The sequence below is a fragment of the Paraburkholderia sp. BL23I1N1 genome, from assembly GCF_003610295.1.
GTDB lineage: Bacteria > Pseudomonadota > Gammaproteobacteria > Burkholderiales > Burkholderiaceae > Paraburkholderia.
Genome location: NZ_RAPV01000001.1, coordinates 1,131,954 through 1,147,047, shown reverse-complemented (window position 1 = coordinate 1,147,047; position 15,094 = coordinate 1,131,954). Strand labels below are relative to the sequence as shown.

At 60.1% G+C, this 15,094-nt stretch carries 13 protein-coding genes; 2 read left to right on the top strand and 11 right to left on the bottom strand.

The window, feature by feature from the left end; genetic code table 11:
* Nucleotides 1–16 precede the first annotated feature (16 nt).
* From B0G76_RS05410 to B0G76_RS05395, 4 genes are all read right to left on the bottom strand, one after another.
* Complete coding sequence (locus B0G76_RS05410; RefSeq protein WP_120290690.1) at nucleotides 17–1,222, bottom strand: acyl-CoA dehydrogenase family protein; 1,206 nt, start codon at nucleotides 1,220–1,222, stop codon at nucleotides 17–19.
* A 31-nt stretch (nucleotides 1,223–1,253) separates the two neighbouring features.
* Nucleotides 1,254–1,991 (bottom strand): acetoacetate decarboxylase, encoded by a 738-nt coding sequence (locus tag B0G76_RS05405; RefSeq protein ID WP_120296218.1) that lies wholly within the window; start codon nucleotides 1,989–1,991, stop codon nucleotides 1,254–1,256.
* Nucleotides 1,992–2,072: 81 nt separating this feature from the next.
* Nucleotides 2,073–3,302, bottom strand: a complete 1,230-nt coding sequence (locus tag B0G76_RS05400; RefSeq protein WP_120290688.1) for a CaiB/BaiF CoA-transferase family protein — start codon at nucleotides 3,300–3,302, stop codon at nucleotides 2,073–2,075.
* A gap of 91 nt (nucleotides 3,303–3,393) precedes the next feature.
* Complete coding sequence (locus B0G76_RS05395) at nucleotides 3,394–4,197, bottom strand: enoyl-CoA hydratase-related protein (protein WP_120290686.1); 804 nt, start codon at nucleotides 4,195–4,197, stop codon at nucleotides 3,394–3,396.
* Nucleotides 4,198–4,629: 432 nt separating this feature from the next.
* On the opposite strand from B0G76_RS05395, the gene B0G76_RS05390 reads away from it, so the two are divergent.
* The gene (locus B0G76_RS05390) at nucleotides 4,630–5,442 is read left to right on the top strand and encodes an IS5 family transposase (RefSeq protein ID WP_120290684.1); all 813 of its coding nucleotides are present in this window, start codon (nucleotides 4,630–4,632) and stop codon (nucleotides 5,440–5,442) included.
* Between the two features lie 515 nt (nucleotides 5,443–5,957).
* On the opposite strand, the gene B0G76_RS05385 is transcribed toward B0G76_RS05390, so the two are convergent.
* Together B0G76_RS05385 and B0G76_RS05380 are read right to left on the bottom strand one after the other, a co-directional pair.
* Complete coding sequence (locus tag B0G76_RS05385; protein ID WP_120296217.1) at nucleotides 5,958–6,632, bottom strand: response regulator transcription factor; 675 nt, start codon at nucleotides 6,630–6,632, stop codon at nucleotides 5,958–5,960.
* 297 nt (nucleotides 6,633–6,929) lie between these two features.
* Nucleotides 6,930–8,900: an ATP-binding protein gene (locus B0G76_RS05380; protein WP_120290682.1), complete on the bottom strand. Its 1,971-nt coding sequence runs from the start codon at nucleotides 8,898–8,900 to the stop codon at nucleotides 6,930–6,932.
* A 727-nt stretch (nucleotides 8,901–9,627) separates the two neighbouring features.
* Here B0G76_RS05380 and B0G76_RS05375 point away from each other — a divergent pair.
* Nucleotides 9,628–10,578, top strand: a complete 951-nt coding sequence (locus B0G76_RS05375) for an AraC family transcriptional regulator (RefSeq protein WP_183081993.1) — start codon at nucleotides 9,628–9,630, stop codon at nucleotides 10,576–10,578.
* A gap of 14 nt (nucleotides 10,579–10,592) precedes the next feature.
* On the opposite strand, the gene B0G76_RS05370 is transcribed toward B0G76_RS05375, so the two are convergent.
* From B0G76_RS05370 to B0G76_RS05350, 5 genes are read right to left on the bottom strand one after another with little or no spacing between them, the layout of a single operon-like run.
* Nucleotides 10,593–11,390, bottom strand: coding sequence for a cytochrome c (locus tag B0G76_RS05370; RefSeq protein ID WP_120290678.1), 798 nt, complete (start codon nucleotides 11,388–11,390; stop codon nucleotides 10,593–10,595).
* Nucleotides 11,387–13,009: a cbb3-type cytochrome c oxidase subunit I gene (locus B0G76_RS05365; protein WP_120290676.1), complete on the bottom strand. Its 1,623-nt coding sequence runs from the start codon at nucleotides 13,007–13,009 to the stop codon at nucleotides 11,387–11,389. The genes B0G76_RS05370 and B0G76_RS05365 overlap by 4 nt, the downstream gene beginning before the upstream one ends.
* Nucleotides 12,999–13,568: a cytochrome C oxidase subunit II gene (locus B0G76_RS05360; RefSeq protein ID WP_120296216.1), complete on the bottom strand. Its 570-nt coding sequence runs from the start codon at nucleotides 13,566–13,568 to the stop codon at nucleotides 12,999–13,001. Before B0G76_RS05360 ends, B0G76_RS05365 begins: the two co-directional genes overlap by 11 nt.
* Nucleotides 13,569–13,610: 42 nt before the next feature.
* A complete protein-coding gene (locus B0G76_RS05355; RefSeq protein ID WP_120290674.1) occupies nucleotides 13,611–13,802 on the bottom strand; it encodes a hypothetical protein in 192 nt (63 codons plus the stop codon).
* A 7-nt stretch (nucleotides 13,803–13,809) separates the two neighbouring features.
* Nucleotides 13,810–15,093, bottom strand: coding sequence for a cytochrome c (locus tag B0G76_RS05350; RefSeq protein WP_120290672.1), 1,284 nt, complete (start codon nucleotides 15,091–15,093; stop codon nucleotides 13,810–13,812).
* Nucleotide 15,094 lies beyond the last annotated feature (1 nt).

Genomic DNA, 15,094 nt, shown 5'->3' with positions numbered 1-15,094 from the left:
ATGAACTCCGGTAATTTTAAACAAACGCACTGAAGCCGCTGACCGCCTTGCCGACAATCAACGAATTCATCTCGCGCGTGCCTTCATAGGAGTAGAGCGCTTCGGAATCGGCAAAGAAGCGGGCGACGTTGTAGTCGAGCACAATACCGTTGCCACCCAGAATCTCCCGAGCCGACGCTACCGTTTCGCGCATGCGTACCGTGCAGAAGGCCTTGGCAAGCGACGCATGATGGTCCTTGAGCTTGCCCTGGTCCTGCAACTGCGCCAGCCGCACGACCATGCACTGCGACGCGGTGATGTTTCCCAGCATCTTCGCGAGGTGATCCTGGATCATCTGGAAAGACGCAATCGGTTTACCGAACTGCTCGCGCGTCTGCGCATACTTCAGCGCATGTTCGTACGCGCCCATGCTGCAACCGACCGATTCCCACGCGACATACTGCCGGGTCAGGCGGAGCACGCGCGCGGTGTCGCGGAACGTCAGATCGCCCCGCAGGCGGTTTTCTTCGGGCACGCGGCAGTTATCCATTGTGATGACGCCGTTCTGCACCACACGCAGCGCAACCTTGCGCTCGATCTTCTCGACGGAAAATCCCGGCGTGGTCTTGTTCTCGACGATAAAGCCCTTCACCTGATTATCCGTGACGTCACGCGCCCAGATGATCGACACGTCGCACCACGGCGAATTGCCGATCCAGCGCTTCTGGCCGTTGAGGATCCATGTATCGCCTTCGCGTTTGGCCGTCGTCAGCAGGCCGCCTCCGCTACCGGATCCGACCAGCGGCTCGGTCAACCCAAAGCAGCCGATCTTCTCCATCCGCGCCATCGGTGGCAGCCACTTCTGTTTCTGCTCTTCCGATCCGCCCAGGTAAATCGAGCCCATCGCAAGGCCGCTATGCACACCGTAGAACGTCGCGATCGATGCATCGACGCGCGCCAGTTCCATTGCGATGAAGCCGTCGAGCAAGGTGCTGCCTCCGGGGCAGTCGTAGCCCTCGAAGCCGATACCGACAATGTTCAGCTCGCGGATACCGGGAATCAGTTCGAACGGAAACCGGTCCTCGGCCCAGTACTGGTTGATGACGGGAGCAACGCTCGTTTCCATGAAATGGCGCACCCTCTTGAGGATGGCCTGCTCTTCCTCGCTCAGAATGTCGTGGATCTGATAGAAGTCGCTGTCGGGTTCAGGCAGCGACAATTGGGAAGTCTTCGTCTCGGGCATGGCGATCTCGCACAGTGGAACTGGACAACGTCTACGCAAGGTAGTTGTAGACGACCTCGGCATTCCCGAGAGACAGATCCGTCAGGATATGGACAGCTGACAGCACCTCGAGAACGGGAAGTTTCGCGACGGGTGCAAAGCAGTGTGGATGCAGCTCCAGGGACGCGGGTCCCGACCAGGCACCCTTCACTGTCAGATCGTCGACGTGGTATTTGACGATCTCGCAGACCCGCGCGGTGCCGTCCACATTCGGCAGGATCTTCAGCAAAAAGCCTGGCGTTTCGAGCGACTTCCTGACGCCGGCGAGATCGAGCTCGGTGTACTTGTAGGCCATCGTCGCGGTGGCGACGCGTACGCCGTTATAGTCGAGCGTGCCGACCAGGGCGTCCTTGCGCACCTCGAGCTTCGGTTGCGCCAACACCTTTGGAAAACCCAGCAATTCGCGGCCGGAGGCAATGCCCGCTTCGCTGTCGAGATACATCGCGTGCGTGAACCCGCCCGCCACGCCATTGAACGTTACGGGAATGACCTGGCCGGATTCGGTGTACGAGCCGAGTCCGCTCGAGTCGGGCATGTTGATGAATTCGTATTTCACAATCGGCTCGGTCGGCTTCAGCGGCGCCGGCACCACGCGCGCAAGCGCTTCCGGATCGGTGCGATAGGTGATGATCACGAATTCGCGGTTGACGAACCGGAACGGACCTTTAGGATAGGCGGGACTCGTCAACGGCATGGTGTAGGCGGTCGAGCGTACTTCGTCTTCAGTCATGTGCATCTCCATGTGTGCTGCTGCGCGACGTATGCGAAGCCGGGCGGCGGTTTGCCTGGTCCGACGCCTGGATGCGTTACCTCATGATTTGTCTTCGAAGCGGGCGACGGCGCCGCCATCGCTCAGTCGTGCAATATCGCCGTCGTCGAATCCCAGTTCCTTCAGGATTACCGCACCGTGTTCGCCGAGCCGGGGCGCGACCGAGGGCTTGACCTTCGGTGCACCATGGATCTGAATGGGGCTGCTGACGGTACGGGCGCCGGCTCTGTCGGCAATTTCGAGCGGCACGACGATGCCGTTGGCCGACAGTTGAGGATCGTTGATGATCTCTTGCGCGATCTGCACGACGCCGAAAATCACGCGACCTGCCGTCAGCACTTCTTTCCAGTGGGAAAGCGGTTGGCTCGCAAACAGCGGATCAAGAATCTCAACCAGCTGTGCAGCATTGGCCGTGCGCTTGTCGTCGGTGAAACGCGGATCTTCGAGTAGCTCGGGCCTGCCGATCGTCTTCACGAAGCCGGGCCAGTCCTTGCGCTGCGCAGCGACAAGCAGAATCCAACGATTGTCCGACGTCTGGTACGGATTGAGCAGCGCATTGGGTGGAGACTTACGGTTATGTTGCGCGAAGAAATGGCCGCCATTGAGGCCGCCTTCGACCCACGCTGCCGCGGCCCAGATACCGTTTGCGATCAGCGAAGTCGAGACGTGGCTGCCCTTGCCCGTCGTCGCGCGCACATAAAGCGCTGTGACGATCGCCGCATAGAGCGTTGTCGCAGTCGCGTGGTCGCCGATGCCGGGTATCGGAAGCGTCGGCGGGCTTCCGGCATCGTGCGTCACTTCCATCAGGCCCGAGCGTGCCCAATAGGCGGTCACATCGAACCCTGGTGTATCAGCCTCCGGCCCCTCGGAACCGTACCCTGTAATATCCGCGTAGATCATCTTCTCGTTCAGCGGCGAGAGATCTTCATAAGTGACGCCCAGAGAAGCCTTCACGCGAGGAGGAAAATTGACGACGACAACATCGGCCCAGCGCACAAGGCGCTGCATCACTTCTTTCGCCTGGGGAGACTTCAGATCGATGGCAATGCTGCGCTTGTTGCGGTTCGTCAGTTGCCACGCGTAGTTGACGTCGCTGGTTGGATTCGGCGGCATCGCTGAAAAAAAACGATAGACGTCACCCGTACCGGGGGGCTCCACCTTGATGACGTCGGCGCCAAAATCGGCAAGGATCGTCGCCGCAGCCGGGCCCGCAATATAGCTTGCCAGATCGAGTACTTTCAGATCCGAGAAGACGTGGTTGCCGGTAGTCATCTAGTCATCTCCATGAATTAGGACTAACCTAGTCGCGTTGGTTACGCGCTGTATTTAAAACAGTAACGACGGTCGTATGGACAGTCGCTATTCATCGGCCGGTGAACTTTGGTGGCCGTTTTTCGAGGAATGCTTTCGTGCCTTCCGTCTTGTCTTCAGTGGATGCGCACAGCGCAAACAAGGCTCCTTCGAGGGCGAGTCCCTCAAACAGCGAGCCGTCGAGTCCGCGATTGACGGCCGCAATGGCATAGCGCACCGCGAGGGGTGCATTCACGGCGATCTGCGCGAGAATTTCTTCTGCACGCGCGAGAAGCTTCGACGGCTCGACGATTTCGTTAACAAGGCCGATACGAAGCGCTTCTTCGGCGGTGATCATCTCGCCGGTGAGAATGAGCTGCAGCGCGATTCCCTTGCCGACAAGGCGCGCAAGACGCTGTGTTCCGCCAAAGCCCGGAATGAGGCCGAGTTTGATTTCGGGTTGCCCGAATTTCGCGGTTGATGCTGCAAGTCGGATCGTGCAGGCCAATGCGGTCTCGCATCCACCGCCAAGTGCAAGACCGTTGACCGCCGCAATGACGGGCTTGCCGAGGCTTTCGACGAGGTTGAGCAAAGCCTGCCCGTCACGTGTGTGCTGCTCGGCCTCGACGGGCGTCGCGCTGGCCAGTTCGGCGATATCCGCTCCCGCGATAAACGCGCGATCGCCCGCGCCCGTGATGATGACGCCGCTGACCTGAGTATCATCCCGAGCGGTTTCGAACGCTGCCCTCAATTCGCCGATGGCTCGCTGGTTCAATGCATTGAGAACCTTGGGGCGATTCAGCGTGACGTATGCCACAGCACCTTTCGTTTCATAGACAATCGTTTCAAACAATTCCGGGGTAAGTGACGGCGCCATGGATCTCAACACTCCACATGAACGTTACAAATCATCTACGATACTTTTGTGATCGCCAGGATTCCAAGTCTGTATTTGCGCGAACTCCTTCTTTCGCTTTTTCTGGATTCCAGCACTGGCTATCTCGCGCATATGCCGTTTGAGGCTACCGCCGACCATTGAGGATTTTTCTGGGATGCGCGGGCCGGTCCATGAGACTAGATTAGATATTCGTGGCACACAGAACCATGCTACGAACGGCTAGCTTTACTAGCGAATTAGCATGGGATGCTCATACTCTTGTATACCCACCCGGCCAGGAAAAACGGTCAGGAGCGGACGGCCAACTGACCGCTGATTCAATCGGTCCGATGGCGGCACGAGACTGTTACGAGTTGCCTGTTTTCTAGACGGTGTTAGGAACTTCCGGTCAAAACCTGGTACCCTGGAGGGATGACAAGAGAGAAACGTAAAGCGTACCCGACAGACGTGTCAGACGAAGAATGGAGCTTCGTAGCAGCGTATCTGACGTTGATGGATGAGAGTGCACCACAGCGTAAATACGAGTTGCGCGAGATGTTCAATGCGTTGCGCTGGATGGCTCGCGCTGGGGCTGCGTGGCGAATGCTGCCGACCAACTTCCCGCCGTGGGAACTCGTGTACCAGCAGACGCAACGATGGCTGGCGGCCGGCTGTTTCGAATGCATGGTGAGTGATCTTCGTTCAATCATCCGTGTCGCGCAGGGGCGGCGGGGGCAGCCCAGCGCGGTGATCCTTGATGGCCGTACGATGCAATCGACATGTGAGAGCGGTCCACGCGCAGGCTATGACGGCTACAAGCGCAAGCGTGGCAGCAAGGTGCATATGGCGGTCGACACGCTGGGTCAGTTGCTCGCCGTACACGTGACGCCGGCCAACGAGCAGGAGCGCGCACAGGTGACAGAGCTGGCGCGCCAGGTGCAGCAGGCAACGGGAGAAACCGTGAAAGTGGCCTTTGCCGATCAGGGTTACACGGGCGAAGCTCCTGCGCAGGCCGCGCGCGCTCAGGGAATTGATCTCCAGGTGATCAAGCTCGATGAAGCGAAAAAGGGTTTTGTGCTGTTGCCACGTCGATGGGTAGTCGAGCGCAGCTTCGGATGGCTCAACCGCTTTCGACGCCTCGCTCGCGACTACGAACGCTTGCCCGAAACACTCGCAGGTCTGCATTTTGTCGTCTTCGCCATGCTTATGCTTGTCCATGCAATCCCAGTACTTCGAAGTTCCTAACACCGTCTAAGCCTGCTCAATCAGAATTGAATAAGTGTCGGCAAGCTCGCCGCATCCAATACGCATGTATAGGTCAGCCAGACCATCGACGAGGAAACTACATCCATTCGTAGAATGGCGTCTCGCGTTTGTCCAGGCTAACTTGGTTTCATGGCGCACGGACGGAATCGGCCGCCGCTGCACCGACCTGCGAACGCGATGAGCGCGACGGCACCTATCTGCCATCAGGGGCTGGGGCACTGGAAATGAAATACCTCGTACGGTTTTCTGTCGTGGTGGTTGCACTCGCGGTGTGCTGCGTTATTGGTCTTTCGGTGCAGGATCACCGGTCCTATGAGCGCCTTGTAAGCGCACAGTGGGACGCGCGCGACTATGTCGTAGAGACGTGCTATCCCAGCGAGAATCCCGATGACTCATCTGGACGGCGGAATGCGGAACAGCTCGCGCCAACGCGCATACACCGCGGCCACCATGCGGATGACGCACGAAACATGGCAACTGCTAGGCCCACGCTGTTAGACCGATCTTTCCGGACGCGGCTTAACGCCGAGCGCTTCTGCCTTTCTGACGAGATCCGCTACCGAGCGCGCGGCCATTTTTCTCATCGCTTGTCCCCGATGAATCTTTACCGTAATTTCGCTGAGATTCATTTCCGCGGCAATCTGCTTGTTCAGCAGGCCGGCCACGACGAATTCCATGACCTGCTTTTCTCGTGGCGTCAATGAATCGTGAGAAATGCGGAGGGCAGCAATGGATTGTTCGGCGAGGAGGCGCTCACGGTCACGGGTCAACGCATGAGTGACTGCATCCAGCATGTCCTGGTCGCGAAAAGGTTTGGCAAAAAAATCGAGAGCGCCAGCTTTCATGGCCTTGACCGACATTGCAATATCACCGTGCCCGGTCATGAAAACGATCGGCATACGAAGCACGCTCTTTGCAACATCCTCCTGAAATGCAAGACCGCTCTCGCCCCGCAGCCTGACATCGAGAATCAGGCAACTCGGTGCGTCATGCTTCGGAAACGCCAGAAATTCCCGAGAGGATGCGAACGTTTCGACGCGCAGCCCGACGGATCGCAGCAGGGCGCCTAGCGCGAACCTTATCGCTTCTTCGTCGTCGACAATGTAAACTACCGATTGCACGCTTTCGCCAGTGCCTTTGATCGAACTCGAATCTTGTCCCGAACTCATCAGCGTCTCCCTATCGGCACAATGGGCGGCGAGGTTCGGCATACCGACACCGGTTCCGATACCTCCAGCCGCAATGAACGCTTCTCGCTCAATCCGTTTTCCTTTGGATACGGCAAATTCCGCCAGCGCATCTCGGCCGTGACCCGAGAGAGGACTTCTTAAGGTCGAATTGGTCTGCACGTCCTTGCTCGACGTATGCCGCCGACCGCACGCAATAGGTGACGATAATTCTATGCTTCGGAATCGAGAGCGAACAGTGCCGGCCGAATGTAAATCCCTGGAGATGCTGCGGTGCATCTAATGCGCCGCACCTTTGCGCAACGCCCGGAAATCGCTGTGTTCTAGTTCGTCGCTTTGTCCTCGTTCGTTATCCGGGCGCTCGATGATCGCAGGCATCCCAAGCTGGAAGGTCGCGCCGTGGCCCGGCTTGCTCGACACCCGCATCCGTCCTCCATGAGATTCGACAATCGATTGACAGATCGACAATCCCATGCCGAGTCCGTTGGGTTTCGTCGTGAAGAAGGCGTCGAATAGTCGGTCGGCATTTTCTGGATCGATTCCCGATCCTGAGTCCTGAACCGCGACGACCAGATTTCCACCCTCGTCCATGCGCGACTCGATGAGCAGTTCGCGGGGCCGGCCTTGAATGTCGTCCATGGACTGGATACCGTTCATCATGAGATTGATGATCACCTGCTGAAGCTGGACCCGATCGCCCAGTAACGGGGGCAGCCCAGAGGCAAGTCTGAGGCAAAGTGATACCTTGTGACTTAGAACTTCTCGCTGCGTCAGGCAGACAACGTCATTGATCACATCATTGAGATCCAGTCGCGTTTTCTGCAGAGAATCCTTCTTGGCCAGCGCGCGGATATGGTGAACAATTTCGCTCGCGCGCCGACCTTCGCCAATCATGCGCGTGACGCAGGACTGCACCTCCGCCAGTTCCGGGCTCGGGTGCCCTAGCCATCGCAGACAGGCCTCGCCGTTTGTGACAATTGCGGCGAGCGGCTGGCTGATTTCGTGAGCGATCGATGCGCTTAGTTCTCCCAGCGTCGTCACGCGCGTAACGCGCGCGAGTTCGGTCTGTGCCTCATGCAACTTTTGCGCCGCCAGCTTCGTCGCGGTCACATCCATTATCGCGCCCACAAACCGCCGCTTGCCAGGCTCATCGATCACGACATGGGCGACGACATGGAGATGCTTGACCGAGCTGTCCGGCATCAGTAGACGATATTCATAATCAAATTCCTGTTCGCCATTCATCGCCCTGTCGATCACCTGCCTGACGAAGGTAACATCGTCGGGATACACGCGTTCGAGCGTTAACTCGACCGTGGGGGTGATGTCCGGGTCGTATCCAAAGATCCTGAAGCTTTGCTCGGACCAGAAAATTTCTCCGCTCGCTGGGTTCCAGCCGAAACTGCCGGTGAGGCTCAGTTTCTGGGCTTCAGCCAGGTAGGCCGCCTGACTTCGGCGCAGCGCGTCTTCGGCACGCTTGCGCAGCGTAATGTCATTGTCGGTTTCGAGCGCCGAGATTGGGCGTCCGTTCGCACTGCGCTGCAATGACCAGCGGCTAGCTACCACGACTTGCGAACCGTCCCGCTTGGTATGAACGAGTTCGCCTTCCCAGCGTTCCGTCCTGAGCAACGTGTTCATGGTGTCGTCAAGAGAGACGGGAAAGCGGGTTTGCAAGAGTTGATGGGAAGTCTTGCCGAGTGCCTCCGCCTTTTTCCATCCATAGAGCGCCTCCGCGCCGTGATTCCAGTAGGTGATTACGGCGTTCATGTCGCGAACAAAGACGGTGTCGTGAGACAGATCGAGGAGCCTGGCCTGCTCGCGCGCTGCTTTCCCGAGCCAGCGTACGCGTCTCACCAGTGTGGTGATGGCGAGTGACGTGATTAGAAAAGCAATCAGCGCTGCAACATCGCGTAACTCACTTACCCGAAAGCTGAAGGTCGGCTGTGAAAAGAAAAAGGCAAGGCAGCCAACGGCGATTGTCGAGAAAACCGCAGAGGTAATGAAGCTGTCCATTAATGACAGCAGCACCACGACAATCAGATAGACAAATCCCGCTGTGCCAAGGCGAGCCCCAAGGTGGAAGCAGACCCAGGTCGCACTTGCCATAGCAACGCCACCGGCTAACCAAAGCCAGGCCAGATAACGCAATCGGGCACTCTGGTCGCCCCAGGTATCTGACCGAAACAGCCGGCGCTTTGGAAGGCAACGGAGCCGCTCCGACTGCCCAACCAATTCCGCGAATAAATTCATGGGGTATCGTGATTTCAACCGGGGTCAACTAGTCTTTGTTGATAGCTTCTGCCGTTGTGCCTGTGAGTCGTGAGTCATCCGCCGATGGGGGCCGCCACCCCTGAGTGATTAGCAGGCCGTACGACGCGCGCATACCTGCGCTTTGCTTGAGCCCCTTCAAGAGGCAACACATCTCCTTTGCCAATAACCCTTTAGTGTTCAAGGTAACGGTGGGTTGTCCCGTTTTTTCTTCTGGTAGTTCGAGGCGAGGCTCAGCGTTGAGCGACCCACAAACTCTCTGATAGCTTTCGCTTCTCTACTGGGCTTCGCTTCGGCATCGCGAGCGGTCACCCGCATGCCGTCCCACAACGATTCATCAGATGTGAAGAAAGCCTGCCTTGCTTGCACGACTCACTGACTATGACCCCTACACTCAACAGTCTAGATGCGGGCTTGCCATCTGGATTGACTGATCGCGCCATTCACACCCAGAATCTGGTCTATAAGTGCCACTTTCGGCCATTGCCAGCGTGACAGCCGAACGGGGTGCATGCCTTCAGTGATATGCACCTTGCCTCAGTTAAAGTCGTCTCCGCGCCAAAACGCTCGGCGAAGGGTACCTTGTGTTCGGATCCCTACGCTCCTGGGAACCCTGATTGACCTGGCAATCGCACCGTCCTATCCTTTATTTGCTCACTATAAGGAAGGCCAGCATATGTCGAGTGTCGAGCCACCTTCGATTGCGCGGTTGTCCACCGAAGTTGTGCCACCGGCGCAGCGGCTCGACTACTGGGCCGACGTTCTCGCCTCTGCCCTCGTGCCGATGACGATCGGTTGTCCGTCGCCACGCCAGTTCGAGTCGAATCTCCTTAGCGCCCCGCTCGGCATGATTACGGTCACCGCTATATGTGGATCAGCACACGATGCCCTGACCACACAACGTGAGATTGCGCGGAGTCGAGGCCGTTCGTTTCACCTGGTTACGAGCCGTAACCTCCCGTGGACAATGACGCACCGCGGTCAGACGCGGATTCTGCCTGGTGAGTTGGTACTTGTTGATTCGCAGCTTGAGTTCGAGATGAATTGTCCGGACACGTACAACTTCCTGAATTTGACGCTCCCGCCAGAATGGCTGGCCACTTGGGGCTCGAACGTAGAGGGACTGACAGGTCGGATAATTCCAGCAGACTCCGGATGGGGGCGAGTGCTCTCTAGCTACGTAAGCCAACTCTCGCCGGAGTTCATCTTGCGCACGCCACTGGCCGAATCCGTTCTCGCCGATCAGCTCGGTGCGTTGCTTGCGCTTACGGCCCATGAGCTTTCAGGCCAATCGCTCAGGGCATCACCGGCGGTGCGGTCCCTGCTTGAACGGATTCACGAGTGCATCATGCAGCGTCGTACTGAGTCGCAGTTGACTGCGAGCGACATTGCAGCAGCGTTAAATGTGTCGTCTCGCACTTTGCACCGGGTTCTGGCAAGCAGCGGCGAGACGTTCGGCCAACAGTTGCTGAAAGCCAGGATGGAAGCGGCCGTGCGTATGCTTCAGTCACGGGCATTTGATCACGTAACAACCGCTGAGATCGGCCGACGCGCCGGATTCTCGAATGCGTCGCATTTCGTCCGCGTGATTCGCCTGAGGACCGGTCGGACTCCCGGGCAGCTTCGGCAAGTCCGAAAGGTCGCCGAAGGCGCAGGCTAGCGCACGCGGCTTCATCACCGCGTCAGGTTTGCGTAGTAAGAAGCGGCAGCGGCGATATCATCCGGCGTCATATTGCGCGCAATGTTGCGCATCTGCTCCGAGATATCGTTATGCCGCTCGCCCGACGCGAACGCCTGCAGCTGCGCCTGCGTATAGGCCGCCGGCAAGCCGTCGAGCCAGGGGCTGCCCGCCTTGTTGTCGATCCCGCCATGGCACGTCGCGCACGCCGGAATATTGCGCAGCGGCGCGCCATGCAGGACGATCCCGGGGGCGCCCGCCGCATCAAGGCCCTGCGCCGGCCTCGGTCGCGGCAGCGACGCGTAGTAGGCGGCCAGATCGCGCATGTCCTGGTCGCCCAGGTTCGCCGCCATCGGCGACATCACGGCGTTCGCGCGTGCGCCGCTCTGGAAGTCCTGCAACTGCTTGTAAACCATGATCGCATACTGCCCCGCCAGATTCGGCGAGTTCGCCCCGCTCATGCCGCGCTCGCCGTGGCACATCGTGCAGCGCAGCGCGAGCGTCGCGCCGCGTCCGATCGACAACTGCGTCGCCCCCGCGAGCAACTGCGGCGTCACTTCCACCTTGCTCAACTGCACTTGCGGAGCCACTGGCGCCTCGTTGGCCAGCCACCGCTGCGGCACCCCCGCCGCGCTGCAAATCGCGTTCCAGAGGCCCTGGAATTGCGCATCGCGCTGCACCGACGGCAGCCAAACGAAGCCCACCGCCACACTGAACACGAACACCAGAGCAGTGGCGCCAACGCTCGCCTTGAACCAGCTATTGCTCCACGAGAACAGGCGTTCTTCACTCATCGCTGGGCTCCAATCGGAATCACCGGGACGGTGTCACCTCTTGCCATCAACTGCGCGATCGGATAGCCATAGTTAAGCACTGTCAGCGCAACCATCAGCGTAAGCCACAGCGCGAAGCCGTTGAGCGCAACCGGGAGCGTACGCGGCTCGTGCACCGCGGTACTGAAACGGTATTCCTCGGGCACGGCGGCTTCGCTGCGATGCCCTTGAATCAGAACCACGAAGAACACGATGGCCGAGAGCACGAGGATGAAGCCGCCGATCGCCGACATCACCACCCACATCGCCTGCGCCGCGATCTCCGGGTCGGTGTAGTCGTAGTACGCCATGCGGCGCGGCATGCCCAGAATGCCGACCCAGTGCCACGGGAACGTCAGTACGATCATGCCGATGAACCACAGCCACAGCTGCAGGCGCATGAGCCTCCAGTTCGTCATTGCGCGTCCTGTCAGTTGCGGCCACAGGTCGTATGCGATCGCGAAGTACATGATGACGATCGCGCCCGCGTAGATCAGGTGGAAGTGCCCGGTGATCCACTGCGTGTTGTGGATCGTCAGGTCGAGCTGGTAGCTCATGTTGATGAGGCCACCCGCTCCGCCGAAGCCCAGCATCACAAACGAGAGTGCGAGCGCCAGCATCTGCGGGTTGTCCCACGGCAGCGCGCGAAGCCAGCCGAACGCGCCCTTGCCGCCGCGCAGGCGCGCCGCGATCTCCACCGATGCGCAGATCGTGAACACTGTCAGAAGCGTGGGCACCGCCACCAGCGCGGTGAACACCGACTGCAGGAACTTGAAGCCCGAGCCCACTTGCGGATCGGCGAACAGGTGGTGAATGCCGATCGGCATCGCCACCACGAGAAACAGGATGAACGAAATGCGCGCCATGGTATCGCTGTAGAGCCGTCCGCCGATCGCACGCGGCACGATCGTGTAGAACGCGATGTAGGCCGGCATCAGCCAGAAATAGACGATCGCGTGCAGCGTCCACGAGAAGAACACGCGCGCGAGGCCCGCGTCGATCGTCGTCTTCCATCCGAAGGCGACCGGCAGGATCTGGAAGATGATTTCGAGCGCCGCGCCCACCGCGGTCCAGCCCCACAGATAAGCACCCGCCACGCTCGCGAACATCGGCAGCGGCACGGCGTCGCCGGGGTGCGCGCGTTTCCACGCCGCGAGATTGATGGACATCAGCGCCACCCAGATCCACGAGCCCACCACTACCAGCACCACGCCGAGGTAGTAGAACACGTTGCCGATCATCGGCGGATAGAACGTATAGAGCACCGAGGCGAGCCCGAGCGCGACCGTGATTGAGGCCATGACCGCGCCCACCGCCACCAGCGCGAACCCGGCCCACGCCCAGTGCACGCCGATGAGCGTGCGCTTGAGGGACAGCTCGGTGACCGCGTAACCGAAGCCCATCGCCACAAGCGTCGGGAACACGTAGCCCATCACGGTGCCGTGCTCGGTCACCGAGCGGTAGTAGATCTCGGAGTCCGGCAGCCACGCGTGCAGGGGGCTGCGCACGTACATCTGCCAGGCGCCGAGCAATAGCGCCGCGCCGAAGACGCCGAACGCCAGCCAGAAATGCGCGAGCACGAGTCGCTTGTTATTTAACACAGCTGAGTCTCCGCGAATTGGCGTTCATATGCATGAACGCATCCTTGTCGATGACCTTCACGTGCGCCCACATCCCCTGGTGGCCCGTGCCGCAATATTCGTGGCACGGCATCAGGTGATCGCCCGGCTCCGGGAAGGTGGTTCTGAAAGTGGAGATATAGCCGGGCTCAACCATCGAGTTGATGTTGGTATGGGTGACGAGAAAGCCGTGCACGACGTCGGCGCTCGTCGCGCGAAAAGTAATCGGTGTTTCAGCGGGAACCAGCAGGCACTGCGGCGTGAACGAGTACTGCTGCGCGATGATGCGCACCGTGACCGAACCATCGGGCTCCACCGCGCTGCCGAGGTTGCTCTCGACGAACTCGCCCGACACGTTGAGCGTCTCGGGGCGAATGGTCTCGACGCGCGAGGGCGGCATCCACGACCAATGCAGGCCGGTGAAGATCACCACCGCGACGGTGCTCGCGACGAGAATCATCGCGAGTACCGCCCAGCGGCGCTCGATACGCGCGGCGACTTCAGCGGAGGTGTGCGGGTCGGGAACGGTAGGGTTCGACATGGCGCCGTCTGGTTCGATGAGGGGTTCGCTTGAGTGATTCGCTTAGTGGATGACGCCGCGCGGCAGGAACACCAGGAAGTAGAACGCGTACCACATGCCAATCACAATGGCCGTCGCGATGCCGGCCACCGCAATCGCGCCGCGCGGGCCGCTGCTGACGATCTGCTCGACGCGTTCTGCTTCGTCGTGGGAAGCGGCGTTGCCGTCGCCCGAAGGGAGGGGGGATTGGATCATCGCTACCTCAAAAGATCGGTGCCGAGCGCAACGCGTTGACTTCCTTCACGGTCACGGGCGTGCCGTGATTGCCCCATGCCGTGCGAATGTACGTCACCACGGCGGCCACTTCTTCATCCGACAGGGTCTGGGCGAACGGCGGCATGCCGTACGGCATTGGATTCTTGCTGGTGCCCGGCGCATAGCCGCCGTTCAGGACCATGCGGATCGGATTGACCGACGAGGTCATCTGGATCGACTGGTTGTCGGCGAGCGGCGGGAAGTTCGGCAACTTGCCCTGCCCCTGCGCGGCGTGGCAGATCGCGCATTGCGCGTCGTAGATTTTCTTGCCGAGCGGCGTCAGGCGATTCTGTTCCTCGGTCATCGCGACGCCGGGCGGGGTCTGCTGCGCTTCGCCGGAGCGCGCCGGCAACGCCTTGAGGTAGACCGCGACCGCGCGCACGTCGTCTTCGGAAAGATACTGGAAGCTGTCGTAGACGACTTCGGCCATCGGCCCGTACACCGCGCCGCGCCGCGACACGCCCGAGTGCAGCAGGTCGACGATGTCGTCGATGCTCCAGTCGCCGAGGCCGGCTTCCTTGTTCGAGGTCAGCGACGGCGCATACCAGTTCTGCATGGGAATCAGGCCGCCTTCGAACTGCTTCGAGGGGGAGTTGCCGCCCAGCGCATTGATCGCCGTGTGGCACATCGTGCAGTGGCCAAGCCCTTCGACAAGGTAGGCGCCGCGATTCCATTCGACCGACTGCGTCGGGTCCGGCCGATTCTCGCCCTCATGCATATACAGCGTGCGCCAGCCGCGCAGCAGTTGGCGCTGGTTGAACGGGAAGCGCAGTTCGTGCGGACGGTTCGGCTGATGGATCGGCGGCACCGACTGCAGATACGCGTAGATCGCATCCGAGTCGGCCCGCGTGATCTTCGTATAGGAGGCGAACGGCATGGCTGGATACAGCAGCGAGCCGTCGCGCGACTTGCCGGTATGCATCATCCGGTAGAACTCGTCGGCACTCCACTTGCCGATGCCGGTGGTCTTGTCCGACGAGATATTGGGCGTGTAGAGCGCGCCGAACGGCGTCTCCATCGCGCGACCACCGCCGAACAGCTTGCCGGCGGGCAGGGTGTGGCAAGCAATGCAATCGCCGGCGCGGGCGAGATATTCGCCGCGCGCAATGACGTCCGCGTGGCTGTCCGCAAGTGTGCCGGCCTGCGCAGCGGAGACGCCCAGCAGCGTCGCTGCGCGAAGCAGCAGTCCGCCAAGTGCGGTGACGGCGGTGAGCTTTCGGAAACTGGGCACT